Here is a 19,487-nt window from a genome sequence, read left to right on the forward strand (position 1 = left end):
GTCAGCCTGCCTGAACGGCGCGGGCCGCGCGCACCGCACTCACCGCGCGCAGGATCGACTCGCCGGTGGCCGGCGCGTCGAGCGGCGGGTTCACCTGGTAATCGCCGACCGCCGCGATCGCGTCGCGCACCGCGAAGAACACCGAGAACGGCAGCAGCAGCGGCGGTTCGCCGACGGCCTTCGAACGGTGGATGCTGTCCTCGACGTTGCGGTTCTGGAACAGCTTCACGTTGAATTCGGGCGGCGTGTCGTTCACGGTCGGGATCTTGTACGTGGACGGCGCATGCGTCATCAGCTTGCCGCCCTTGTTCCACCACAGCTCCTCGGTCGTGAGCCAGCCCATCCCCTGGATGAACGCGCCTTCGACCTGGCCGACGTCGAGCGCCGGGTTCAGCGACGCGCCCACGTCGTGCAACGCATCGACGCGCAGCGTGCGCATCTCGCCCGTCAGCGTGTCGATCACGACTTCCGACACGGCCGCGCCGTACGAGTAGTAGTAGAACGGCCGGCCCTGCAGCTTCGACTGATCCCAGTACAGCTTCGGCGTCGCGTAGAAACCGTCGGACCACAACTGCACGCGCGCGAGGTACGCCTTCGCGATCACTTCGCCGAACGGCACGCCGTTGCCGCCGACCCACACGAAGTCGTTGCCGAACTTCACGTCGGCCGCATCGACCTTGCCTTCGCCGAACTGCTTCGCCGCGAACACCGCGAGTCGCTCGCGCAACTGGCGCGCCGCATCCTGCGCGGCCTTGCCGTTCAGGTCCGAGCCCGTCGACGCGGCCGTCGCGGACGTGTTGGCCACCTTGCTCGTATCGGTCGCGGTCACACGGATCCGGCCGAAGCGGATGCCGAGCTCGTGCGCGACGACCTGCGCGACCTTGGTGTTGAGCCCCTGCCCCATCTCCGTGCCGCCGTGGTTCACGAGCACCGAGCCGTCGGTGTAGATGTGCACCAGCGCGCCGGCCTGGTTGAAGTGCGTGACGTTGAACGCGATCCCGAACTTCACCGGCGTGATCGCGATGCCTTTCTTCAGCACCGTGTTGCGCGCGTTGAATTCGCGCACGCCCGCGCGCCGCGCGCGGTAGTCGCTCGTCGCCTCGAGTTCGCCGAGCAGCTCCTGCAGCACGTTGTCCTCGACCGTCTGCCCGTACGGCGTCACGTTGCGTTCGGTCTTGCCGTACAGGTTCGCATAACGAACGTCGAGCGGATCGAGGTCGAGCGAGCGCGCGACGTCGTCGAGGATGTACTCGATCGCGAACGCGCCCTGCGGGCCGCCGAAGCCGCGGAACGCGGTGTTCGACTGCGTGTTGGTCTTGCCGCAGTAGCCGGCGATGTCGACGTCGCCCAGCCAGTACGCGTTGTCGAAGTGGCACACCGCGCGCGTCATCACCGGCCCCGACAGGTCGGCCGAGAAGCCGCAGCGCGACGTCATGTCGAGCGCCACGCCGTCGAGGCGGCCGTCGTCGTCGTAACCGACGTCGAAGCGGTAATGGAAGTCGTGCCGCTTGCCGGTGATCATCATGTCGTCGTCGCGGTCCGGGCGCAGCTTCACCGGACACAGCAGCTTCCACGCGGCGAGCGCCGCGCAGCACGCGAACAGGCCCGACTGCGATTCCTTGCCGCCGAACCCGCCACCCATCCGGCGGCATTCGACCAGCACGTTGTGCGACGCGACGCCGAGCACGTGCGCGACGAGGTGCTGCATTTCGCTCGGGTGCTGGGTCGAGCAGTACACGTGCATCCCGTCGTCGTCCTTCGGCACCGCGTAGGCGATCTGCCCTTCCAGGTAGAACTGCTCCTGGCCGCCGAGCAGCATCTCGCCCGACTCGCGGTGCGGCGCGGCGGCGAGCCGTGCGGCCGCGTCGCCGCGCGCGAGCTTCAGCGGCGGGATCACGTAGGTCTCTGCCTTGCGCGCCTCCTGCGCGGTCAGGATCGCGGGCAGCTCCTCGTAGTCGACCTGCGCGCGGCGCGCGGCGAGCCGCGCGGTTTCATGCGACGTCGCGACCACGATGAACATCGGCTGGCCGACGAACTGCACGATGCCCTTGGCGAGCACCGGGTCGTCGTGAATGATCGGGCCGCAATCGTTGACACCCGGGATATCGTCGGCCGTGAACACGGCGACCACGCCCGGCGTCGCGCGCACCGCGTCGAAGTTCATCGACACGATCCTCGCGTGCGGCTTCGCCGACAAGCCGAGCGCCGCGTGCAGCGTGCCGGCGACGACCGGAATGTCGTCGGTGTAGGTGGCGCGCCCGCTCACGTGCAGGTGCGCGGATTCGTGAGCGCGCGATACGTGCACCTGCGCGGCGTCGGCTTGCGGGTCGAGGGTACTCAGGAACGGTTCTGCTTGCTGGTTCATTTTCGGTGTTCTCCGTCTTCAGACGCGCGCCGCGTCGGCGCCGGCTTCGGCGGCCACTTCACGCACATTCAGGGCTTGCGGCGGCAGCGGGTCGTGCGGGCGCGTCTCCAGCCAGAATCGATACATCAGGTTCTTCGCGGTATCGAGGCGGTACGTGCTCGTCGCGCGCATGTCGGACAGCGGCTGGTAGTCGCGCTCGAGTGCCTGCATCGCGGCCTGCGCGGTGGCTTCGTGCCACAGCGCGCCGTCGAGCACGGCTTCGGTGTGCGTCGCGCGCTTCGGCGTCGCGGCCATCCCGCCGAACGCGATGCGCGGTTCGCGCACCGTATCGCCGTCCGCGATGAACGCGAATGCCGCGCACACGGCCGAGATGTCGGAGTCGAAGCGCTTCGACAGCTTGTACGTGCGGAACTGCAGCTTCTCGCGCGCGCCGGTGCGGGTCGGCACCTTCAGGCCGACGACGAATTCGTGCGGCGCCATGTCCTTCTGCTGGTAGCCCGTGTAGAGCGCCTCGAGCGGCAGCTCGCGCACCGTGTCGCCGCCGCGCAGCACGACCCGCGCGCCGAGCGCGATCAGGCCGGGCATCGAGTCGCCGATCGGCGAGCCGTTCGCGACGTTGCCGCCGATCGTGCCCGCGTTGCGGATCGGCAGCGACGCAAAGCGCTTCCACATCTCGATCAGTTCCGGGTACGTGCCGGCCAGCGCCGCATACGCCTTCTCGACCGTCACGCCCGCGCCGATCTCGATCCAGTCGCCGCGTTCGACGAGGCGCTGCAGTTCGGCAATCTGGCCGACGTAGATCAGGTCGTCGAGCCGGCGCATCTGCTTCGTGACCCACAGGCCGATGTCGGTGCTGCCCGCGAGGATCCGCGCGTCGGGCCGCTCGGCCTTCAGTGCGGCCAGCGCGTCGAGCGTGCGCGGCGCCGCGAAGCGGGCGCCGTTGATCGTGGCGTAGTCGAACGTGTCGTCGCGCTTGAGCGATGCGAGCGTGCGGGCGAGCGCGGCCGTGTCGACCGGTGCCGACGGCGCCGGCGCGTCGAACATCTGCACCGCCGCGTCGACGATCGGGCGATAACCGGTGCAGCGGCACAGGTTGCCCGTCAGCGCATCGGCGATCTCGGTGCGCGTCGGCACGTCCTTCGCCTTCGCGCACGTGCTGGCGCTCGCGCAGCCTTCGTGGCCGTGCTTCTCGTACAGCGCCCACATCGACATCACGAAGCCGGGCGTGCAGAACCCGCATTGCGAACCGTGGCAATCGACCATCGCCTGCTGCACCGGATGCAGCGCGCCGTCCGGCTGGCGCAGGTCCTCGACCGTCAGCAGCGCCTTGCCGTCGAGCGTCGGCAGGAACTGGATGCACGCGTTGACGGCCTTGAACTCGACCGCGCCGGTGTCGGTCAGCTCGCCGACGACGACCGTGCACGCGCCGCAGTCGCCTTCCGCGCAGCCTTCCTTGGTGCCGGTGCAATGCGCGTCCTCGCGCAGGTATTGCAGCACGGTGCGGGTGACGTCCGCGCCGCTGACTTCGCGGATCGCGTGACGATGGTAGAAGCGAATCGGCTCACTCATGTCTCTATGATTCTTCAAATGGGGGGCAAAGCGGCCTGCGCGGGGCGCTCGACCGACGTTTTTCTGACAGTTTGCACGCTATCACCATCAAATTCCGCAACCCATAGCCCATCACGCATGGGGCCCATATAACTGCCGCGATATGAGCGCCGGGGCCGCCCGGCGCCCCTTCGCACGGTGCTCCGCGCGCCTCTCCGGCATGCCCTCGCCGGTTCGCGAGCGATGAAATCGGGTCGTGATTAACTAAATGGTACCTGCGTGAAAACCGGTTCCATGGGAAAATCCCGATTCCGCTTTTCGCCGTCTTCCGTTCCGTCACGCTCCGTTTCGCTCAATCGTTCCGACCCCATGTCAACCGACTCCGCCACACCACCGCGCAGCGGGTTCGCGGTCACGCTGCAAATCGTGTCCGTCGTCTGCTTCACGTTCATCTGCTACCTGACCATCGGCCTGCCGCTCGCGGTGCTGCCGGGTTTCGTCCATGACGACCTCGGTTTTTCCGCGATCGTCGCGGGCGGCGCGATCAGCGTCCAGTATTTCGCGACGCTCGCATCGCGGCCGCTCGCCGGGCGTTTCGCCGATACGCTCGGCCCGAAGCAGACGGTGCTGCGCGGGCTGATCGGCTGCGGCGTGTCGGGTGTGCTGCTGCTCATCGCGCTGCTGCTCGCGCACTGGCCGGTCGCGAGCCTCGTGCTGCTGGTCGCGAGCCGGCTCGTGCTCGGCGTCGGCGAGAGCCTGTGCGGCACCGGCGCGATCCTGTGGGGCATCGGCCGGGTCGGCGTCACGCACAACGCGAAGGTGATCTCGTGGAACGGCATCGCGACCTACGGCGCGCTCGCGCTCGGCGCGCCGGTCGGCGTCGCGATCGCGCATACGCTGAATCCGGCGCTGATCGGCGTGATCGTGATCGCGCTGGCGGCGACCGGCTTCTACCTTGCGCGCCTGATCGCCGCCGTGCCGCTCGTGCATGGCGAACGGATGTCGTATGCGAGCGTGTTCACGCGCGTGCTGCCGCACGGCCTCGGCCTCGCACTCGGCTCGGCCGGCTTCGGCTCGATCGCAACCTTCGTCACGCTGTACTACGCGGCGCGCCACTGGCCGAACGCCGCGTTGTCGCTGACCGTGTTCGGCACGCTGTTCATCGGCACGCGCCTGCTGTTCGCGAACACGATCAAAACTTACGGCGGCTTCCGCGTCGCGATCGTGTCGTTTGCGTTCGAATGCGCGGGCCTCGTGCTGCTGTGGCTCGCGCCCGTGCCGCACGTCGCGCTCGTCGGCGCCGCGCTGACCGGTTTCGGTTTCGCGCTGATCTTCCCCGCGCTCGGCGTCGAGGCCGTCGCGCTCGTGCCGCCGGCGAGCCGCGGCGCGGCGCTGTCCGCGTACTCGGTGTTCCTCGACCTGTCGCTCGGCATCACGGGCCCGCTCGCCGGCTATATCGCGGGCGCGTTCGGTTATCCGCAGGTGTTCCTGTTTGCGGCGGCGGCCGCCGCGGCGGGCGTCGCGCTGTCGATGGTGCTGTACCAGCGGCAGGCGCGCGTTGAGGGGAGCGGCGCGGCGGCGTGACCACGCGGCTCGCCGCACGGCGGGCGGTCGCGGAAGTCGCGGCATCGGCGCCAGCGCAACAAAAGAAAACGCCCGCATCGCGCGGGCGTTTTTTCATTCAGGGGCCGAGCGGTCAGGCCGTCCGGAGAAACAACCGGCGCGTCAGGTCGAACGCGACGAGATTGCCGGCCACGACGAGCAGCAGCCCGATCACCGCGAGCGGCGACCACTGGTAGCCCTCGAACACCGTCGACACGGCCAGCGCGACGATCGGGAACAGCACCGTGCAATACGCGGCGCGCTCCGGCCCGATCCGGCCGACGAGCGTCAGGTACGCGGTAAAGCCGATCACCGAACCCGGCACGGCCAGGTAGACAAGCGCGCCGAGATAACGCGGGCTCAGGTCGAGCGTAAACGGCATTCCGGCCACCGCGCTGCCGACGGTCAGGATCACCGCGCCGATCAGCATCGCCCAGCCGTTGGTCGCAAGCGGATGCAGCCCCATCGACTGCATCCGGCTCGACAGCAGGTTGCCGGCCGAGAAGCACATCGTGCCGGCGAACGCGATCGCGAGCCCCATCCAGGTCGCGTGATCGTCGAGATGGCCGGCCATCTGCTGCCAGAACAGGCACGCGATGCCGACCAGGCCGAGCAGCGCGCCGGCGATCGCCGACGGCCGCAGCGGCCGGCCCATGAACAGCCGGCCGTTGATCGAATTCAACAGCGGCGCGGTCGAGAAGATCACCGCGACGAGACCGCTCGGCACGACCTGCTCCGCGTAATAGAAGCACAGGAAGTTCAGGCAGAACAGCGCGAAACCCTGCGCGACGAGGAAGCGCCACGCCTCGCGCGGCGGCCGGACCGGCCGGCGCATCACGCGCAGCAGCGCGAACAGCACGGCGGCCGCGAGCCAGAAGCGCCACGCGATCGACACGGGCGGCGGCACGGCGCCGAGCTGCCACTTGATCGCGATCCAGGTGGTGCCCCAGATCAGCACGGTGACGAAATAAAGCGACAGGTTCATGGCGGTGGCGGTCCGAAAAGCGGGTGAAACGGGATCCCGACTATGCCGCCGCGCGGCGCGCGCCGATTGTCCGGAATTGCGGTCTTTTGCGGGCCGCCGTACCCGCTGCCGCGCGCCCGCTTATACTCGTCGCATCATGAGCCTCTCCCTCTCCGCCCCGCCCGTCGACCGCGCCACCGCCCTGGCCGGCGGCGATCTGCCGTTCGGCCTGCAGTCGGTCTGCCGCACGCTCGCCGACGCGAACGCGACGCTCGAGCGCTTCGCGTGGCTCGGCGACCATCTCGCGATCGCCGAATGGACGCGCATCACCGACGAAAGCGAGACGATCTACGAGCAGCCCGGCCACCACACGCTGTCGTGCTACCTCGACGGCGGCTACCGGACCGAGCGCCAGCGCGTGCCGCGCTACGGCGCGCCGAGCCTGCTGTGCGCGCTGCCGGGCGACCATGAATCGCGCTGGTGGGTGCGCGGCGAGATGCACTTCATCCACCTGTATTTCCTGCCGGAGCACTTCACGCAGCGCGCGATCCGCGAACTCGACCGCGAGCCGCGCGAGCTGAAGCTCGCCGACCGCACTTATTTCGAGGATGCGCGCGTCGCCGCGCTGCTGCGCTCGCTCGCGCTGGACGGCTGGGACGATGCCGACGAGCGGCTGCGTGTGAACGAAACCGCGCACGAGGTGCTGAGCCTGCTGCTGCGCGGGCAGAGCACGACGCGCACCGACGTATCGTTTCGCGGCGGGCTCGCGCCGGCCGTGCGCCGCCGCGTGCGCGACTACATCGACACGTATCTGACGCAGCCGCTGACGCTCGGCGAACTCGCCGACGTCGCCGCGCTGTCCGAATACCACTTCTCGCGGATGTTCCGGCTGTCGTTCGGCCGCGCGCCGCATGCGTGGGTTGCCGAGCAGCGGCTCGCACGGGCGCGCGAGCTGCTGCGCACGACGGCGCTACCGCTCGCGCAGATCGCGGCCGACTGCGGCTACGCGAACGCCGGCCACTTCAGCCATCGCTTTCGCGACGCGCACGGCACGACGCCGAATACGTACCGGCGCGCGATGCAGGGCCGCTGAGCGCGGCCCGCCGCGGCGTTACGCGCCGCGTTGCGACAGTTCCTGCTCGAGCGCCGCGACACCGGCCGGCAGGTCGACCGGCACCTTCAGGTCGACCATCGTGCGGCCGAACGCATGCAGTGTGCGGAACAGGTTGTGTTCACGGCACTGCTCGCCCATCTGCCCGATCCGCACGATCGGCAAGCCGAACGAGCCCGAGATCTCGACCTGGTACTGCTTCGAGATATGGCCGCAGACCATGCCGGGCGTCAGCCCTTCCGGCGTCTCGATCCCGACCACCGAATTGAGCCGGCAGTCTTTCGGCGCATAGAGCTTGAGCCCCATCGACTCGACGCCCGCCTGCAGCGCGAGCGAACAGCGCAGATGGCGCGCGAAGCGGCTTTCGAGCGTCTCCGCGCAGACGAGCCGCAGCGCCTCGTGCAGCGCGAGCACACCCGACACGGGTGCCGTGTAGTGATAACCCGCGTTGTGCCAGAAGTTCTCCGCGAGCGCCATGTCGAGGCACCAGTGCGTGTTCGGTTCGGCGCGATGCTTCATCCGCTCCCACGCGGCGTCGGAAAACGCGATCAGCGACACGCCCGGGATCGACGACAAGCCCTTCTGACCGCCGGTGATCACCGCGTCGATACCCCACGCGTCCATCTCGAGCGGCATCGTCGACAGCGTGCACACCGCGTCGACGACGACCAGCGCGCCGGCCGCCTTCGCGAGCGCCGCGATGTCGCGCAGGTCACGGTTCCACACCGTGTTCGACGTCTCGCCCTGCACGATCGTGACGATCTCGGGCCGCTCGCGCGCGATCGCGTCCGCGATCTCGTCGAGGCTCGCGACCGCGCGGTCGGCCACTTCGAGCGTCACGACGTCGGCGCCGACGCGCGTGGCCATCTCGGCCATCCGCGCGCTGAAGAAGCCGTTGCGGATCGACAGTACGCGCGTGCCGCGCCATGCGAGGTTCGAGATCGCCATTTCCATCGCGGCCGAGCCGGGGCCCGCGACGCCGAGCACCCACTTCGTGCGGGTCTGGAACACGTAACGCGCCATCTCCTTCACCTGCTCGATGATCTTCGCCATCGTCGCGCCGAGGTGGTTGATCACGATCGTGTTCGCCTTCGCGACGGCGGCCGGGATCGGAACCGGGCCGGCCCCCATCATCAGCAGCGGTTCTTCGGGCAGGATCGCGTCGAGCGGCACGACGACGGGACAGGGAATCGGCGAGTAATCGATGGACATGGCGGGTAAAGGATGAGGAAAGGAAATGCACGGATGCTCGCCGCGCTGCATGGCGAACTGATCGATCATTCCGCGTTCCGCGGCCTCGCGCAAGAGGCACGCGCCGCCGGACAGCGCGCCGGTGGCCCGGTCGCCGGACCGGGCCAGCCGGCAGGACACTTATCTCGCGACGAGATTCCGGATTGGAAAAGGATTGCCGGCCGGTTGTGAAACGGTTCCATGCACGCGATTTTCTCGGGCAGTATCGCTGCGATTGGCCGAGGCCGGCGGTTCAGCACGACTTGTGCATCGAACAAAATAGACCGGATGCCTGATAAAAATCCGCCGCGCGGAATACGATACGCAAAATTCGCGTGTGGAAAAAACATCTATTACGGTTGCATGTATTGGGGAACGATTCCCCTATTTATCCGATCCCGGCTGTCCGAATCACACACAACCGATTGATTAACATAAGAAATATTCGCACCTTCGGCACATACTCAAATACCGATCCGGTTTTCCAGGCAGGCGCTTGCGCGCTCTACCACGTTTAACCGGTACTCGCGATTTAGATTTTCCGCAACCCGCCCATTTTCTCAGGTTGACGGATATCGCTTCTGTATTTAACAATCGTCTACAGAATCGAAAAACGATTTTTTCGATGCGATGGAGAACTGGGGGCCGCGCGATGCGCTTTCGAGCGCTACGCGGCGAAAATCCACAACCATAATCAATCAACCGGGCCAGAAATACGCCAGCCATGAACCAGATTCAGACCATGCGTGTCTTCGTCTGCGTCGCCGAGCAGCAAAGCTTCCGGCGCGCGGCGCACCATCTCGGCGTGTCCAATGCGCTCGTCACGCGTTCGATCGCGATGCTCGAGGGCCACCTGAACACACGGCTGATCCACCGCACCACGCGCAACCTGTCGCTCACCGAGGCCGGCGTACGCTACCTCGACGGTTGCCGTGCGCTGCTCGAGGAGTTCGATCACCTCGAATCGTCCGTCGCGCATGCCGTGCGCGAACCGGCCGGCACGCTGCGCGTCGTCGCGTCGGGCCTGCTGTCGCCGCTTGCGCTGACGCCGCTCGTCAGCAGCTTCCGGCACCGCTACCCCGAGCTGCGCGTGCAGCTGACCGTCTCCGAGGGGCCGCTCGACGTGCTCGATTCGGGCTACGACGTCGGCATCATCACGGGCAACCGGCTCGACGGCAATCCGACGCTGATCGGCCATGCGCTCGCGCCGAACCCGTTCGTCGCGTGCGCGGCGCCGGCCTATCTCGAGCGACGCGGCGAGCCGCGCGTGCCCGACGACCTGCCGGGCCACGACTGGGTCACGCTCGCGCCGCACCAGCATGCGCCCGCGTGGCAACTGATCGGTCACGACGGCGTCGCGCATTCCGTCACGGTGCGCCCGGCCTGCACGGTCAACCAGCTCGCGCTCGTCCAGGCGGCCGCCGTTGCCGGGGCCGGCATCGCGGTGCTACCCGAGCCGTGCGTCGCCGACGCGCTCGCCACCGGCACGCTCGTGCGGCTGCTGGCCGGCTACCGGATCGACGATCCCGACACGCAGTTGTCGCTCGTCTATCCGAACCGCCAGTACGTGCCGGCCCGCACGCGCAGCTTCGTCGAGCACGCGCTCGATCATTTCAGCGCGCAGACGGCCCGCGAGCGGGTGGACTACAGCTTCCTGCGTCCGCCGCGCGGGCCCGAACGCTCCGACATCGTCACGGGCCTGCAGTAAACTGCGCGCGACAGCCATCGGAGGTGCAGCGTGCGCGTGATCCTGTTCAGCAGCCGGCAGTACGACAACGATTCGTTTACTGCCGTCAACCGGCAGTTCGGCTATCGGCTGCACTTCCAGCCGTCGCACCTCGACGCGGAAACCGCGATCCTCGCGCATGGTTATGAAGTCGTCTGCCCGTTCGTCAACGACACCGTCGACGCGGCCGTGCTCGCACGGCTGGCCGACGGCGGCACGCGCCTGATCGCGCTGCGCTCGGCGGGCTTCAACCACGTCGACCTGGCGGCGGCCGAGCGGCTCGGCATCACGGTCGTGCGCGTGCCCGCCTATTCGCCGCATGCGGTCGCCGAGCACGCGGTCGCGCTGATCCTCGCGCTCAACCGCCGCTTGCCGCGCGCCGTCGCGCGCACCCGCGAAGGCGACTTCTCGCTGAACGGGCTGCTCGGCTTCGACCTGCACGGCAAGACCGTCGGCGTGATCGGCACCGGCATCATCGGCAGCGTGTTCGCGAAGATCATGATGGGCTTCGGGATGCACGTGCTCGCGCATTCGGTGCCGCCGTACAACGACGAGCTGATCGCGTTCGGCGCGCGCTATGTCGAGCTCGACGAGCTGCTGCACCACGCCGACGTCGTCAGCCTGCACTGCCCGCTGCTACCGTCGACACACCATCTGATCAACGAGCGCACGCTCGCGCGGATGAAGCACGGCGCGATGCTGATCAACACCGGCCGCGGCGGCCTCGTCGACGCGCAGGCGCTGATCGACGCGCTCAAGAGCGGCCAGCTCGGCCATCTCGGACTCGACGTGTACGAGGAGGAAAGCGGGCTCTTCTTCGAGGATCACTCCGACCAGCCGCTGCAGGACGACGTGCTCGCACGGCTGCTGACGTTCCCGAACGTGATCGTCACGTCGCACCAGGCGTTCTTCACGCGCGAGGCGCTGGCGGAGATCGCGCAGACGACGCTGCGCAACATCGAGGCCTGGCATGCGGGCACGCCGCAGAACGTCGTGACGGCGATTCGCTGACAAATCGACGAAATTGGCTCATTTGATGGTTGCCGGCGCCACCGCAATCGTTTGCTTGCGCCCACTGCTGCGCAACCGGCTTTTTTCATGAACAATTTCGCGTTTTGTTTCGACTGATGTAACGATTCCCGCGCGCCGTCTGCTATCGTTGCGCCGACGTTACCCCGCCTCCTCCCGCTCATGCGTTTCGACGACTCCGCCATCGCCGCGGTCTACCGCGCCATCTTCGAACGGCGCGACATGCGCCATTTCACGCCGGCGCCCGTCGATCCGGCCGTGCTCGCGCGGCTGCTGCGCGCGGCGCACCATGCGCCGAGCGTCGGTTTCATGCAGCCGTGGCGCTTCATCCGCATCACCGATCCCGCGCTGCGCACCGCGATCCACGCGCTGGTCGACGCCGAGCGCCGCGCAACCGCCGATGCGCTCGGCGAGCGCCAGGACGAATTCATGCGGTTGAAGGTCGAAGGCGTGCGCGAATGCGGCGAGCTGCTCGTCGTCGCGCTCGCCGACGGCCGCGAACGCCATGTGTTCGGCCGCCGCACGCTGCCGGAGATGGATCTCGCGTCCGCCGCGTGCGCGATCCAGAACATGTGGCTCGCGGCCCGCGCGGAAGGGCTCGGGATGGGCTGGGTGTCGCTGTTCGACGTCGATGCGCTGCGCACGCTGCTCCGGATGCCCGACGGCGCGAAGCCGATCGCCGTGCTGTGCGTCGGGCATGTCGACGCGTTCTACGCAAAGCCGATGCTCGAAGAGGAACGCTGGGCCGCGCGGATGCCGATCGAAGCGTGCCTGTTCGAGAACGGCTGGGACGATCCGGCCACGCTCGACGCCGCCGGCTCGCCTGCGTCGCCCGCGACCCAGGCGCCGGATGCCGACTCGGCTAACGCATCGAACCCCAGCACCGACGGATCACCCGAACGAATCGCGTGAAGCGCGGCCCGGCCGCCGCCCTCGTTCCGACCCCGGCGCACTCACCCGCCGCAAACCGTTGCCGGATCCCACACTGTGAGCGTCACGCGCGTTGCCCCGTCGCACGCCGGCAACAACCGTTTTGGCCCCGAGCGTAGGGGTTTTCACTGAAGTAGAATCGCGCTGTCGTTCGCCTTACCGCCCGCCCGTCCCGCGCATCCTGCGCCTGGCCCGAGCAGCGGCTTTTCCCGAGCCTACCGCGATGCCCTTACCTCTTTTCGCCCTTGCCGTCGCCGCTTTTGGAATCGGTACCACCGAATTCGTGATCATGGGGCTGCTGCCCAATGTCGCGCGCGATCTCGGCGTGTCGATTCCGGCCGCCGGGATGCTCGTGTCGGGTTACGCGCTCGGCGTGACGATTGGCGCGCCGATCCTCGCGATCGTCACCGCGAAAATGCCGCGCAAGCGCGCGCTGATGGGGCTGATCGGGCTGTTCATCGCGGGCAACCTGTTCTGCGCGATCGCCCCCGGTTATGCAGTGCTGATGGCCGCGCGCGTCGTCACCGCGTTCTGCCACGGCGCGTTCTTCGGGATCGGCTCGGTGGTCGCGAGCAACCTCGTCGCGCCGAACCGCCGCGCGCAGGCCATCGCGCTGATGTTCACCGGCCTCACGCTCGCGAACGTGCTCGGCGTGCCGCTCGGCACCGCGCTCGGCCAGGCGTTCGGCTGGCGCGCGACGTTCTGGGCCGTCACCGGCATCGGCATCGTCGCGGCCGCGGCGCTCGCCGTGTGCCTGCCGAAAAATCTCGCGATGCCCGACACCAGCATTACGCGCGAATTCAGCGTGCTGAAGCACCCGCAAGTGCTGATGGTGCTCGGCATCAGCGTGCTCGCGTCCGCGAGCCTGTTCAGCGTGTTCACGTACATCACGCCGATCCTCGAGGATGTGACCGGCTTCTCGCCGCGCCAGGTCACCTACGTGCTGCTGCTGTTCGGCCTCGGCCTGACGGTCGGCGGCACGCTCGGCGGCAAGCTCGCCGACTGGCGCCGGATGCCGTCGCTGATCGCGACGCTCGCACTGATCGGCATCGTCCTCGCGCTGTTCGCGGGCACGATGCACCTGCCGTTCGCCGCGCTCGCGACGATCTTCGTGTGGGGCATCCTCGCGTTCGCGATCGTGCCGCCGCTGCAGATCATGATCGTCGATCGCGCGAGCGACGCGCCGAACCTCGCGTCGACGCTGAACCAGGGCGCGTTCAACCTCGGCAATGCGACCGGCGCGTGGCTCGGCGGGATGGCGATCGGTTCCGGCGTGTCGCTCGTGAACCTGCCGTGGGTCGGGGTCGCGATGGCCGTCGCGGCGCTCGCGCTCACGCTGTGGTCGGCGTCGCTCGAACGTCGTCCGGTGGCCGTACCGACCGAATACGTGTAACTCGACGGCGCGCATTCGTTGCGCGTGCAACTCCACTCGATGCTGATGGCCTTCATGGACCTTTCAAGGTCCGCGGTGTAGCATCCGGCCCGATGAAAGCCATTCTCAATCGTGATTTCCTCGCGCTGATCCTGAGCGTCGCGGTCGTCGGCCTCGGAACCGGCGCCACGCTGCCGCTCACCGCGCTCGCGCTGACCGAAGCCGGACACGGCACCAACGTCGTCGGCATGCTGACGGCCGCGCAGGCACTCGGCGGCCTCGCGATCGTCCCGTTCGTCACCGCGCTCGCGCGGCACATCGGCTCGCGCCGCGCGATCGTCGTGTCGGTTGTGCTGCTCGCCGCGGCCACCGCGCTGATGCAGTTCACGTCGAACCTGATCCTGTGGGGCGTGCTGCGCGTGCTGTGCGGCGCCGCGCTGATGCTGCTGTTCACGATCGGCGAGGCATGGGTCAACCAGCTTGCCGACGATTCGACGCGCGGCCGCGTCGTCGCGATCTACGCGACCAATTTCACGCTGTTCCAGATGGCGGGCCCGGTGCTCGTGAGTCAGATCGCGGGCGCGACGAGCATCCGCTTCGCGCTGTGCGGCGCACTGTTTCTACTTGCGCTGCCGACGCTCGCGACGATCCGGCGCGCGCCGCTCGCCGGCGACGACGCGCGCCATGCGGAACACGACCACTGGCTCGCCGTGCTGCCGCGCATGCCCGCGCTGATCATCGGCACCGGGTTCTTCGCGCTGTTCGATACGCTCGCGCTGTCGCTGCTGCCGCTCTATGCGATGGATCACGGCGTCGCGAGCGCCACCGCCGTGCTGCTCGCGTCGATCATGCTGTTTGGCGATACCGCGATGCAGTTCCCGATTGGCTGGCTCGCGGACAAGCTCGGCCGCGAACGCGTACACCTCGGCGCGGGCTGGATCGTGCTGGCCGGCCTGCCGCTGTTGCCGTTCGTCATCGCGAATCCGTGGCTGTGCTGGCCGCTGCTGTTCGTGCTCGGCGCGGCGGCCGGCAGCATCTACACGCTGTCGCTCGTCGCGTGCGGCGAACGCTTCCGCGGCGCGGCGCTGGTCACCGCGAGCTCGCTCGTGTCGGCCTCGTGGAGCGCCGCGAGCTTCGGCGGCCCGCTCGTTGCGGGCGCCTTGATGGAGCAAGTGGGCAGCAACGCGCTGGTCGGCGTACTGGTCGTCTGCGTCGCGGCATTCGTCGCGGCCGCGCTGTGGGAGCGCCGCGCCGCGTTGCAACGCGCGGTCTGATACCGGCCCGCCAAACGACGACGGCCCGCGCAATGCGGGCCGTCCGGACCTTCCGTGTCGCGCGCGACGTCTGCCGCGTTATGCGCTTCGCGCCGGCAGGATCTTGCCGGCGCAGGTGCCGAAGCCGACGCGATAACCGTCGCCCTGGCACCATCCCGCGAGCGTCAGCTCATCGCCATCCTCGATGAACGCGCGGCTGCCGCCGCCATTCAGCGCGATCGGCTCCTTGCCGTTCCACGTCAGTTCGAGCAGGCTGCCGAACGAATCCTTCGTCGGCCCGCTGATCGTGCCCGAACCCATCAGGTCGCCGACCCGCGTGTTGCAGCCCGCGACCGTGTGATGCGCAAGCTGCTGCGCCATCGTCCAGTACATGTGCTTGAAGTTGGTGCGGCAGATCGACGTGGCTTCGGCGTCGCCTTCGGCGCGCAGCGTCACTTCGAGCGCGATGTCGAACGCATGCTTGCCCGCATGCTGCAGATACGCGAGCGGCTGCGGCGCCTGCTCGGGTTGCGCGGTGCGGAACGGTTCGAGCGCGTCGAGCGTGACGATCCACGGCGAGATCGTCGTCGCGAAGGTCTTCGCGTTGAACGGGCCGAGCGGCACGTATTCCCACTGCTGGATGTCGCGCGCGCTCCAGTCGTTCAGCAGCACCATCCCGAAGATATGCGCCTCCGCGTCCTCGCACGCGATCGGCTCGCCGAGCGCGTTGCCCCGGCCGACGATGAAGCCCGTCTCCAGTTCGATGTCGAGCTTGCGGCACGCGCCGAACACCGGGCGCTCCTGGTCGGGCAGCTTCAGTTGCCCGTTCGGGCGCCGCACCGGCGTGCCGCTCACGACCACCGACGATGCGCGGCCGTTGTAGCCGATCGGCATCTCCGACCAGTTCGGCAGCAGCGCATTCTTCGGATCGCGGAACATCGAGCCGACGTTGGTCGCGTGCTCCTTCGACGAATAGAAATCGGTGTAGCCGGGAATCTCGACCGGCAGATGCAGCGTCGCGTCGCGCTGCGCGACCAGCACTTGCGCGCACAGCGCCGCATCGTCACGCAGCCGCGCGTTGTCGCGCGAGAACAGGTCCGACAGTTGCACGCGCAAGCTGCGCCACGCATCGCGGCCGAGCGAGATGAACGCATTGAGCGTCGGCGCGGCGAATGCATCGGCGCCGGCCGGCAGCGTCACGAGGCCCGCGCGCGCGAGCGCCGCGAGATCGACGATCTGGTCGCCGAGCGCGACGCCCGCACGGCGCGCCGCCTGCTTCGTATCGCTGAAGATCCCGAACGGCAGGTTCTGGATCGGGAAATCGCAGGCGGGATCGTTCGCCGTGTCGACCCAGCTCTTGCGGGCCGGGTCGAGCGTCGCGCGCCAGTCTTGGGTATCGCTCATCGTTGCTCCGGGTTGAAGTGTTTCTTGATGCCTTGCCAGCATTCGAAGTAGTCCGCCTGCAGTTGCGCGGTGTCGAGCGCGTAACGCGTCGGCCGGATCAGCGTGCGGGTCTCGAACATGAACGCCATCGTCGCGTCGACCTTGTGCGGCTTCGTCGTGTCGCTCGCGGACGCCTTCTCGAACGTGTCCGCGTCGGGCCCGTGGCCCGACATGCAGTTGTGCAGGCTCGCGCCGCCCGGCACGAAGCCTTCGGCCTTCGCGTCGTACGCGCCGTGCACGAGCCCCATGAACTCGCTCGCGACGTTGCGATGGAACCAGGGCGGACGGAACGTATCCTCGGCCGCGAGCCAGCGCGGCGGGAAGATCACGAAGTCGATCGTGTCGACGCCCGGCGTGTCGCTCTGCGACTGCAGCACCAGGAAGATCGACGGATCGGGGTGGTCGAAGCTGATCGAGCCGATCGTGTTGAACAGGCGCAGGTCGTATTTGTACGGCGCGTAGTTGCCGTGCCACGCGACGACGTCGAGCGGCGAATGGCCGATGTCCGCGCGCCACAGGCGCCCGTTCAGCTTCGCGATCAGCTCGAACGCGCCTTCGCGGTCTTCGTATGCGGCCTGCGGCGTCAGGAAGTCGCGCGGGTTCGCGAGACCGTTCGAGCCGATCGGGCCGAGATCCGGCAGGCGCAGCTGCGCGCCGAAGTTTTCGCAGATGTAGCCGCGCGCGTCGCCGTCCGGCAGCGCGACGGAAAAACGCACGCCGCGCGGAATCACCGCGATCTCGAACGGCTCGACGTCGAGCCGGCCGAATTCGGTTGCGATGAACAGGCGCCCCTGCTGCGGAACGATCAGCAGTTCGCCGTCCGCGCTGTAGAAGAAGCGGTCCTGCATCGAGCGGTTCGCCGCGTACAGGTGAATCGCGCAGCCGTTCATCGCGGCCGCCGAGCCGTTGCCGGCCATCGTCACCAGCCCCTCGACGAAATCGGTCGGCTCGACCGGCATCGGCAGCGGATCCCAGCGCAACTGGTTCGGCGGCGTCGGCGGCACGTCGGCCGAGTCGCCGAATTCCGACACGAGCCGCTGCGGGCCCGCGAACGGTTCGAACGGCCGGTGCACCGCCGCCGGGCGGATGCGGTACAGCCACGAGCGGCGGTTGTGGCCGCGCGGCGCGGTAAACGCGGTGCCCGACAACTGCTCCGCATACAGCCCGTACGGCGCGCGCTGCGGCGAGTTGCGGCCGTGCGGCAGCGCGCCGGGCAATGCCTCGGTCGCGAATTCGTTCGCGAAACCGCTCAGGTAGCCGGCGGTTGCCGGTTTCGACAGGTCAAGCGTCATCGTTTCCTTTCTCCATCAATTCATGGCGGCGTTCGGCGCCTGCACGCCGTTGCGCCGCGTTACGCCCGCCAGGCCAAGGACGAACAGCGCCGAGCACAGCACGGGCACCGCCGCCGCATGGAACAGCGCGCCGTTGGTCCAGTTGAGCGCAATCAGTTGCCCGCCGACGAGCGGCCCGAGCACGGAGCCGATCCGGCCGATGCCGAGGCTCCAGCCGATGCCCGTCGAGCGCAGCGACGTCGGGTAATACTGGCCCGCGAGCGCATTCACGGCCGGCTGCCCGCCGACCACGCAGAACCCGCCCGCGAACACGACGACCAGCAGCCACGGCAGCGCATGCGCGACCGAGCCGATCAGCCCCACCGAGACGGCCGCGCACGCGAAGCACGCGAACAGCACGCGCACGAAGCCGTAGCGTTCGATGAACCAGCCGAGCGACAACGTGCCGATCACGCCGCCCGTCTGCAGCACCGTGCCGACGATCACCGCGGTGCCCTGCGCATAACCCGCATCGCGCATCACGGTCGGCAGCCAGTTCGACAGGAAGTACAGATCGATCAGGTTCATGAAGCTGATCGCCCACAGCAGCAGCGTGACCGGCAGGCGGCCGTGGCGGAACAGTTCGGCGACCGGTGCGCCGGTCGCGGCGCGCTCGCGCACGACGAGCCGCGTGTTCGCATCGATGCCGGCCTGCGGCGCGAAGCGCGCGAGCCAGTCGCGCGCCTGCGCGTCGCGCCCTTTCAGCACCAGGAACTGCAGCGACTCGGGTAGGCGCTTGACCATCGCGATCGTAAGCACGAGCGGTACCGCGCCGCCGACGAAGAACACCGCACGCCAGCCGAGCACCGGGATCAGCGCCGCGCTGATGAAGCCGCCGATCGCCGCGCCGAGCGTGAAGCCGCACGACACGATCATCATCCGCTTCACGCGATGCGCGGCCGGGCTGAACTCGCCGACCAGCGCCATCGCGTTCGGCATGATGCAGCCGAGGCCGAGGCCCGTGACGAAGCGCAGCGCCATCAGCACCGGAATCGAGCCCGCGAACGGCGTCGCGAGCATCGTCACCGCGAAGAACAGCGTCGAGCCGATCAGCACCGGGCGCCGCCCGATCCGGTCGGCCAGCACGGACAGCCCGAGCGCGCCGAGCAGCATCCCGAACAGGCTCGCGCTGAACACCGGGCCGAGCGCCTGCTTCGGCACACCCCATTCGGCGATCACGCTCGGCGCGACGTAGCCCATCGCCTGCGCATCGAAACCGTCGATCACGAGGCACAGCCCGCACAGCACCAGCAGCATCCAGTGAAAACCCGGGCGATGGGTCTCGTCGATCACGCGCTCGACTTCGAGCACGCGCGCGTCGGCCGGCGCCGCGCTCATTGCGCCACCTCGGCGGCCGGATGCGCGGGCGGCGTCACGCCCTGCCGCGCGAGCGCCATCGCTTCGCGCAGCACGTCGGCGTCGCCGATCTGGTTCGCGAGCAGCAGGATCAGCTTCGCGTTGACGAGCTGGCTGTCGCTATCGGACAGGTCGCGATGCATGTCGATCAGCGCTTCGTAGAACGCGTCCGGATCGGCCAGGCGCGGACGGGTATCGAGTGGGGGCATGACGGGGTCTCCGGTGTC

16 protein-coding genes are annotated in these 19,487 nt (G+C 68.4%); 8 read left to right on the forward strand and 8 right to left on the reverse strand.

The features are described from left to right. Position 1 precedes the first annotated feature (1 nt). Together xdhB and xdhA are read right to left on the reverse strand one after the other, a co-directional pair. Entirely contained in the window at positions 2–2,365 is a 2,364-nt protein-coding gene (xdhB, locus tag ACTRWB_RS14000) for a xanthine dehydrogenase molybdopterin binding subunit (protein ID WP_446902242.1), read from the reverse strand. A gap of 18 nt (positions 2,366–2,383) precedes the next feature. Then, positions 2,384–3,934, reverse strand: coding sequence for a xanthine dehydrogenase small subunit (gene xdhA, locus ACTRWB_RS14005; protein ID WP_446902243.1), 1,551 nt, complete (start codon positions 3,932–3,934; stop codon positions 2,384–2,386). Positions 3,935–4,282: 348 nt separating this feature from the next. Here xdhA and ACTRWB_RS14010 point away from each other — a divergent pair, with 348 nt between their 5' ends. Further along, positions 4,283–5,497 carry an MFS transporter gene (locus ACTRWB_RS14010; protein ID WP_446902244.1) on the forward strand — a complete coding sequence of 405 codons (1,215 nt, stop codon included), beginning with the start codon at positions 4,283–4,285 and terminating at the stop codon, positions 5,495–5,497. 112 nt (positions 5,498–5,609) lie between these two features. On the opposite strand, the gene ACTRWB_RS14015 is transcribed toward ACTRWB_RS14010, so the two are convergent. Continuing rightward, a complete protein-coding gene (locus tag ACTRWB_RS14015) occupies positions 5,610–6,500 on the reverse strand; it encodes a DMT family transporter (protein WP_193097726.1) in 891 nt (296 codons plus the stop codon). 136 nt (positions 6,501–6,636) lie between these two features. Here ACTRWB_RS14015 and ACTRWB_RS14020 point away from each other — a divergent pair, with 136 nt between their 5' ends. After that, positions 6,637–7,572 (forward strand): helix-turn-helix domain-containing protein, encoded by a 936-nt coding sequence (locus ACTRWB_RS14020; protein WP_446902245.1) that lies wholly within the window; start codon positions 6,637–6,639, stop codon positions 7,570–7,572. A gap of 18 nt (positions 7,573–7,590) precedes the next feature. On the opposite strand, the gene ACTRWB_RS14025 is transcribed toward ACTRWB_RS14020, so the two are convergent. Next, complete coding sequence (locus ACTRWB_RS14025) at positions 7,591–8,802, reverse strand: pyridoxal-phosphate-dependent aminotransferase family protein (protein ID WP_048242859.1); 1,212 nt, start codon at positions 8,800–8,802, stop codon at positions 7,591–7,593. A gap of 33 nt (positions 8,803–8,835) precedes the next feature. On the opposite strand from ACTRWB_RS14025, the gene ACTRWB_RS14030 reads away from it, so the two are divergent. From ACTRWB_RS14030 to ACTRWB_RS14055, 6 genes are all read left to right on the forward strand, one after another. Beyond that, positions 8,836–9,012 carry a hypothetical protein gene (locus tag ACTRWB_RS14030; RefSeq protein ID WP_193097724.1) on the forward strand — a complete coding sequence of 59 codons (177 nt, stop codon included), beginning with the start codon at positions 8,836–8,838 and terminating at the stop codon, positions 9,010–9,012. 532 nt (positions 9,013–9,544) lie between these two features. Next, positions 9,545–10,528, forward strand: a complete 984-nt coding sequence (locus tag ACTRWB_RS14035) for a LysR family transcriptional regulator (RefSeq protein ID WP_048242861.1) — start codon at positions 9,545–9,547, stop codon at positions 10,526–10,528. Between the two features lie 30 nt (positions 10,529–10,558). Then, positions 10,559–11,557 (forward strand): 2-hydroxyacid dehydrogenase, encoded by a 999-nt coding sequence (locus ACTRWB_RS14040; RefSeq protein WP_343493018.1) that lies wholly within the window; start codon positions 10,559–10,561, stop codon positions 11,555–11,557. 180 nt (positions 11,558–11,737) lie between these two features. Continuing rightward, positions 11,738–12,487: a 5,6-dimethylbenzimidazole synthase gene (gene bluB / locus ACTRWB_RS14045; protein ID WP_446902246.1), complete on the forward strand. Its 750-nt coding sequence runs from the start codon at positions 11,738–11,740 to the stop codon at positions 12,485–12,487. Between the two features lie 241 nt (positions 12,488–12,728). After that, positions 12,729–13,898, forward strand: a complete 1,170-nt coding sequence (locus ACTRWB_RS14050; RefSeq protein WP_048242867.1) for an MFS transporter — start codon at positions 12,729–12,731, stop codon at positions 13,896–13,898. Positions 13,899–13,990: 92 nt separating this feature from the next. Beyond that, entirely contained in the window at positions 13,991–15,151 is a 1,161-nt protein-coding gene (locus tag ACTRWB_RS14055; RefSeq protein ID WP_446902247.1) for an MFS transporter, read from the forward strand. Positions 15,152–15,229: 78 nt separating this feature from the next. On the opposite strand, the gene fahA is transcribed toward ACTRWB_RS14055, so the two are convergent. The 4 genes from fahA to ACTRWB_RS14075 are packed head-to-tail and all read right to left on the reverse strand — an operon-like array spanning position 15,230 to position 19,469. Further along, positions 15,230–16,534 (reverse strand): fumarylacetoacetase, encoded by a 1,305-nt coding sequence (gene fahA / locus ACTRWB_RS14060; RefSeq protein WP_446902248.1) that lies wholly within the window; start codon positions 16,532–16,534, stop codon positions 15,230–15,232. Continuing rightward, the gene (gene hmgA / locus ACTRWB_RS14065; protein WP_343493015.1) at positions 16,531–17,865 is read right to left on the reverse strand and encodes a homogentisate 1,2-dioxygenase; all 1,335 of its coding nucleotides are present in this window, start codon (positions 17,863–17,865) and stop codon (positions 16,531–16,533) included. Before hmgA ends, fahA begins: the two co-directional genes overlap by 4 nt. 15 nt (positions 17,866–17,880) lie before the next feature. Next, positions 17,881–19,242 carry an MFS transporter gene (locus ACTRWB_RS14070; RefSeq protein ID WP_446902249.1) on the reverse strand — a complete coding sequence of 454 codons (1,362 nt, stop codon included), beginning with the start codon at positions 19,240–19,242 and terminating at the stop codon, positions 17,881–17,883. Then, positions 19,239–19,469, reverse strand: a complete 231-nt coding sequence (locus ACTRWB_RS14075; RefSeq protein ID WP_048242872.1) for a DUF2783 domain-containing protein — start codon at positions 19,467–19,469, stop codon at positions 19,239–19,241. The genes ACTRWB_RS14070 and ACTRWB_RS14075 overlap by 4 nt, the downstream gene beginning before the upstream one ends. Positions 19,470–19,487 lie beyond the last annotated feature (18 nt).

The organism is Burkholderia sp. YIM B11467 (assembly GCF_052952715.1).

Coding starts and splice junctions, on each gene's coding strand:
- ACTRWB_RS14075 (WP_048242872.1), bottom strand. CDS start 19,469: ATGCCCCCACTCGATACCCGTCCGCGCCTGGCCGATCCGGACGCGTTC.
- ACTRWB_RS14050 (WP_048242867.1), top strand. CDS start 12,729: ATGCCCTTACCTCTTTTCGCCCTTGCCGTCGCCGCTTTTGGAATCGGT.
- hmgA (WP_343493015.1), bottom strand. CDS start 17,865: ATGACGCTTGACCTGTCGAAACCGGCAACCGCCGGCTACCTGAGCGGT.
- ACTRWB_RS14030 (WP_193097724.1), top strand. CDS start 8,836: ATGCTCGCCGCGCTGCATGGCGAACTGATCGATCATTCCGCGTTCCGC.
- ACTRWB_RS14070 (WP_446902249.1), bottom strand. CDS start 19,242: ATGAGCGCGGCGCCGGCCGACGCGCGCGTGCTCGAAGTCGAGCGCGTG.
- ACTRWB_RS14035 (WP_048242861.1), top strand. CDS start 9,545: ATGAACCAGATTCAGACCATGCGTGTCTTCGTCTGCGTCGCCGAGCAG.
- bluB (WP_446902246.1), top strand. CDS start 11,738: ATGCGTTTCGACGACTCCGCCATCGCCGCGGTCTACCGCGCCATCTTC.
- fahA (WP_446902248.1), bottom strand. CDS start 16,534: ATGAGCGATACCCAAGACTGGCGCGCGACGCTCGACCCGGCCCGCAAG.
- ACTRWB_RS14015 (WP_193097726.1), bottom strand. CDS start 6,500: ATGAACCTGTCGCTTTATTTCGTCACCGTGCTGATCTGGGGCACCACC.
- xdhB (WP_446902242.1), bottom strand. CDS start 2,365: ATGAACCAGCAAGCAGAACCGTTCCTGAGTACCCTCGACCCGCAAGCC.
- xdhA (WP_446902243.1), bottom strand. CDS start 3,934: ATGAGTGAGCCGATTCGCTTCTACCATCGTCACGCGATCCGCGAAGTC.
- ACTRWB_RS14055 (WP_446902247.1), top strand. CDS start 13,991: ATGAAAGCCATTCTCAATCGTGATTTCCTCGCGCTGATCCTGAGCGTC.
- ACTRWB_RS14010 (WP_446902244.1), top strand. CDS start 4,283: ATGTCAACCGACTCCGCCACACCACCGCGCAGCGGGTTCGCGGTCACG.
- ACTRWB_RS14020 (WP_446902245.1), top strand. CDS start 6,637: ATGAGCCTCTCCCTCTCCGCCCCGCCCGTCGACCGCGCCACCGCCCTG.
- ACTRWB_RS14025 (WP_048242859.1), bottom strand. CDS start 8,802: ATGTCCATCGATTACTCGCCGATTCCCTGTCCCGTCGTCGTGCCGCTC.